This window comes from Bradyrhizobium sp., assembly GCF_019244115.1.
Classification (GTDB): domain Bacteria; phylum Pseudomonadota; class Alphaproteobacteria; order Rhizobiales; family Xanthobacteraceae; genus Bradyrhizobium.
This window is the reverse complement of sequence record NZ_JAFATE010000881.1, coordinates 1-4,575: the sequence shown is the minus strand read 5'-3', so window position 1 is coordinate 4,575 and position 4,575 is coordinate 1. Positions and strand designations below refer to the sequence as shown.

The 4,575-nt window shown below is 63.5% G+C and carries 4 protein-coding genes; all 4 read left to right on the top strand.

The features are described from left to right. On the top strand, positions 1 to 766 hold a 766-nt coding region (gene pqqE, locus JOZ76_RS37045), incomplete at its 5' end, for a pyrroloquinoline quinone biosynthesis protein PqqE (protein WP_291706321.1). Position 767: 1 nt separating this feature from the next. After that, entirely contained in the window at positions 768 to 1,748 is a 981-nt protein-coding gene (pip, locus tag JOZ76_RS37040; protein WP_291706320.1) for a prolyl aminopeptidase, read from the top strand. Between the two features lie 623 nt (positions 1,749 to 2,371). Then, entirely contained in the window at positions 2,372 to 4,171 is a 1,800-nt protein-coding gene (locus tag JOZ76_RS37035; RefSeq protein ID WP_291706319.1) for an FAD-dependent oxidoreductase, read from the top strand. Beyond that, positions 4,141 to 4,575 (top strand): 2-oxoacid:acceptor oxidoreductase family protein (locus JOZ76_RS37030; protein ID WP_291706318.1); only part of this gene is annotated, 435 nt, incomplete at its 3' end. The genes JOZ76_RS37035 and JOZ76_RS37030, both read left to right, overlap by 31 nt.

Sequence of the window (4,575 nt, the reverse complement as noted above, 5' to 3'; positions counted from 1 at the left end):
CCAGGGCAATGAGCCCGTCGTCGCCGATCGCGTCGCGGGGCTGAAGGATTCCCACCGCACGAAGATCGAATTGGCAAAATGGACGCGCGAGCTCGACCTGCCGCTCACCGTGAATGCGGTGATGCACCGGCAGAATTTGCACCAGCTCCCCGAGATCATCCAGATGTCCATCGATCTCGACGCCGACCGGCTCGAGGTCGCCAATGTGCAATATTACGGCTGGGCGCTGAAGAATCGCGCCGCGCTGATGCCGACGCTCGAGCAGCTCGAGGAAACCGACCGTCTCGTCGCCGAGGCGCGCGCGCGGCTGAAGGGCACGCTGACCATCGACTATGTCGTGCCGGATTATTACGCACTGCGGCCGAAGAAATGCATGGGCGGCTGGGGCCGGCAGTTCTTCAACATCTCGCCGTCGGGCAAGATCCTGCCCTGCCATGCCGCCGAGAGCATCACCGGCCTCGAGTTCTTGTCGGTGCGCTCGAATCATTCGATCGCCTGGATCTGGCAGAACTCGGACGCCTTCAACCGCTATCGCGGCACCGGCTGGATGCCCGAGCCCTGCAAGAGCTGCGAGTTCAGGGAGGTCGATTTCGGCGGCTGCCGCTGCCAGGCCTTTGCGCTGACGGGCGACGCCGGCAACACCGATCCGGCCTGCGCGCTGTCGCCGTTGCATGAGGAAATCTTCAAGCGCGCCGAGGCCGAGGCGGCCGAGCACCAAAATCGCTTCCTCTACCGCAATTTCGCCGGCGGCACGCTGGAAGATTGAGATGGGACCGGAAGCCGACGCGGCGAGGCCTTCGCGAGATTCCATCGCACCGTTGTTCTCCGACATGCTCGCCGTCGGCGACGGCCACGAACTCTATGTCGAAAGCGTGGGCCACGCGGGCGGCATTCCCGCGGTCTATCTGCATGGCGGCCCCGGCTCCGGCTGCCAGCCGGATCATCGCCGGCTGTTCGATGGCGAGCGCTTTCAGGCCATCCTGTTCGATCAGCGCGGCTGTGGCCGCAGCCGGCCAAAAGGGTCGCGCGAACAAAACACGCTGCCGCATCTGATCGCCGACATGGAGCTGATCCGCCAAAAATTCGGTCTTGAAAGATGGATGGTGGTCGGCGGCTCCTGGGGCGCGACGCTGGCGCTGGCTTATGCAGAGGCGCATCCTGTGCGCGTATCGGGCCTCGTGCTGCGCGCGACCTTTCTCGGCACGACAGCGGAGGTCGAGACCGCGTTCACATCCGTGCTGGCGCGGTTCTATCCCGAACTGCACAACGACTTCCTGCAGGTGCTGCCGGCGCAGGAGCGCCCACAGCCGGTGCAAGCCTATTTCCGGCGTATTCTCGATCCCGATCCGGTGGTACACATCCCCGCCGCACGGGCCTGGCACGACACCGAGCGCGCGCTGTCCGAGATCACGCCTGCGCGTCCACGGCTCGAACGCGCGCAGCTCAATGCATCGCAATCGCTTCCCGCCACGCCCTTCATGGAAGCGCATTATTTCGTCAACGACTGCTTCATGCGTCCGAACCAGCTGCTCGACGAGGCCGATCGGCTCGCCGACATCCCCGGCATCATCGTGCAGGGCCGCTACGACCTGCTCTGCCCGCCCGCCACCTCGCAGGCGCTGGCCGCGCGCTGGCCACGCGCTGAGATCCGCATCCTCGAGGGCGCCGGCCACACGCTCTACGATCCCGGCGTCCGCGATGCTGTCATGAAGGCGATCGCGGATATCGCCTCGCGCATCACAATGTGACAGTCTCTTCCCTCATAATAAGGAAGCAGCAAAGCGGCCCTCTCGAAGGGATGAGGCCACGGTCCAGGCCTCATGGTTCCCTGAGCGATGCAAAGCATCGTCCGGAGACGCCGCGCAAGAGCGCGGCTCAATCGAAAGCGATGACCTTCTGCCGGAACCGACGCCAGAACTGCCGGCAGCGGCGGTTGCAACCGATTGGTCGTGCTGATCGAGGGCAACGAGGGTGAGCGCGGTGGGTCGCTGATGAACACCTGCTTCGAAAGCTTCACGGCACCCATGCAGGGCGGGTCCGATCTCGCGAGGCATTTACAATCTGACGTGGGGTCGCGCTTAAAGCGGCATCGCCCTGAATTGATGCGCGGAATCCCACGCGCACCCTGATTGCTGCAGCGCCACATCACGGCGCAATGCGATCAAGAATGCGGCGCTGCATCGACGAAAATGGCAGGCTTCGAAAAAAATGCCTTTGTGCATCATCTTGAATGGCTCTAATAAGATAAGCCTATGATCCCATTCAGAAACCAGAAGGGGCGTCAACCGGACATTTGATCCGGCAAAGCTCTCAAAGGACAGCACAAAGGCCGCGCGGTTCGCTCAAATGAGTCCGTGCGGACAAGGCAGGAATGAAACCGACCGATATCGCGGCCCCCGACTACTTCCACAAAGTGGTTGATTGCCAGTGGGCCTGCCCCGCCCACACCCCCGTCCCCGAATATATCCGCTTGATCGCCGCAGGCCGCTACAGCGACGCCTACATGATCAATTGGAAGTCGAACGTGTTTCCCGGAATCCTGGGACGCACCTGCGACCGTCCGTGCGAGCCGGCCTGCCGGCGCGGCCGGGTGGAAGAAAATCCAGTTGCAATCTGCCGGTTGAAGCGCGTCGCCGCCGATTTCAAGGACGACGTCAAATCCCGCCTGCCAAGGCCGGCGGCGAAGAACGGCAAGCGCGTCGCGCTGATCGGCGGCGGCCCCGCCTCGCTGACGGTGGCGCGCGATCTCGCGCCGCTCGGCTATCAGTGCACGGTGTTCGATGCCGATCCGAAGGCCGGCGGCATGATGCGCTCGCAGATCCCGAAATTCCGCCTGCCCGATTCCGTGATCGACGAGGAGACCGATTACGTCCTCTCCCTCGGCATCGAGTTCAAGGGCGGCGTGCGCGTCGAGAGCATGAAACAGCTGCTCGCCGACAATTTTGACGCGGTCTTCGTCGGCAGCGGCGCGCCGCGCGGCCGCGAGCTCGACATTCCCGGCCGCAAGGAGGCTGCAGCCAACATTCACATCGGCATCGACTGGCTCTCCAGCGTCTCGTTCGGCCACACCGACAAGATCGGCAAGCGCGTCATCGTGCTCGGCGGGGGCAACACCGCGATGGACTGCTGCCGCACCGCGCGACGGCTCGGCGGCGAGGACGTCAAGGTGATCGTGCGCTCCGGCTTCGAGGAGATGAAGGCCTCTCCCTGGGAGAAGGAAGACGCCATGCATGAGGACATCCCGATCCTCAATTTCATGGTGCCGATCGCCTTCGTTCACGACAACGGCAAGCTCACCGGCGTCACCTTCCAGCGAGTAAAGGCGGAGTATGACGCCAAGGGCCGGCGCAACCTGGTGCCATCGGGCGAAGCCGACGAGACCATCAATTGCGACGACGTGCTGGTCGCGGTCGGCCAGGAGAATGCCTTCCCCTGGATCGAGCGCGACATCGGCATCGAGTTCGACAAGTGGAACATGCCGAAGGTCGACCCGAAGACGATGGGCTCGACCAATCCAAGAGTGTTTTTCGGCGGCGACGCCGCGTTCGGCCCCAAAAATATCATCTGGGCGGTTGCGCATGGCCATGATGCCGCGCTGTCGATCCACAAGCTGTTGTCCGGCGAGGATGTCAGTGAGCGACCACTGCCCGAGGTGCATATCAGCTCGCAGAAGATGGGCATCCATGAGTGGAGCTACGACAACGACATCTCGCCCGAGAAGCGCTACAAGGTGCCGCATCGCGACAAGGTCGTGGCGCTGAAGGACATCCGCACCGAGGTCGAGCTCGGCTATGACGTCAAGCTCGCGCTCGGCGAGACCCAGCGCTGCCTGAACTGCGACGTGCAGACGGTGTTTTCGACATCGCTGTGCATCGAGTGCGACGCCTGCGTCGACATCTGCCCGATGGACTGCATCACCTTCACCGAGAACGGCGAAGAGGCGGACCTCCGGCAGCGGCTCAAGGCGCCGAGCCCGCATCTCGAGCAGAGCCTCTACGTCTCCTCCGACCTGAAGACCGGACGGGTGATGGTCAAGGACGAGGACGTCTGCCTGCATTGCGGGCTGTGCGCCGAACGCTGTCCCACCGGCGCGTGGGACATGCAGAAATATCTCATCGACATGACTCACGCAGGAACCGCATGCCCGAGCAAAAACAGATCAGCAGCGTAAACGACTTCGTCGTCCGCTTCGCCAACGTCAACGGCTCGGGCTCGGCCTCCGCCAACGAGATGTTCGCCCGGTCGATCCTGCGCCATGGCGTGCCGGTCTCCCCGCGCAACATCTTCCCCTCCAACATCCAAGGCCTGCCGACCTGGTACGAGGTGCGGGTGACCGAAGCCGGCCATCTCGGCGCCCGCGGCGGCGTCGACATGATGGTGGCGATGAACCCGCAGACCTGGGACAAGGATGTCGCCTCGATCGAGCCCGGCGGTTATCTGTTCTACGATTCCACCAAGCCGATGCCGACGTCGAAATTCCGCGGCGACATCACGGTGATCGGCGTGCCGCTGACCGCGATCACCAACTCGACCTATACCGATCCGCGGCAGCGCCAGCTGTTCAAGAACATCATC

Coding starts and splice junctions, on each gene's coding strand:
- pip (WP_291706320.1), top strand. CDS start 768: ATGGGACCGGAAGCCGACGCGGCGAGGCCTTCGCGAGATTCCATCGCA.
- JOZ76_RS37035 (WP_291706319.1), top strand. CDS start 2,372: ATGAAACCGACCGATATCGCGGCCCCCGACTACTTCCACAAAGTGGTT.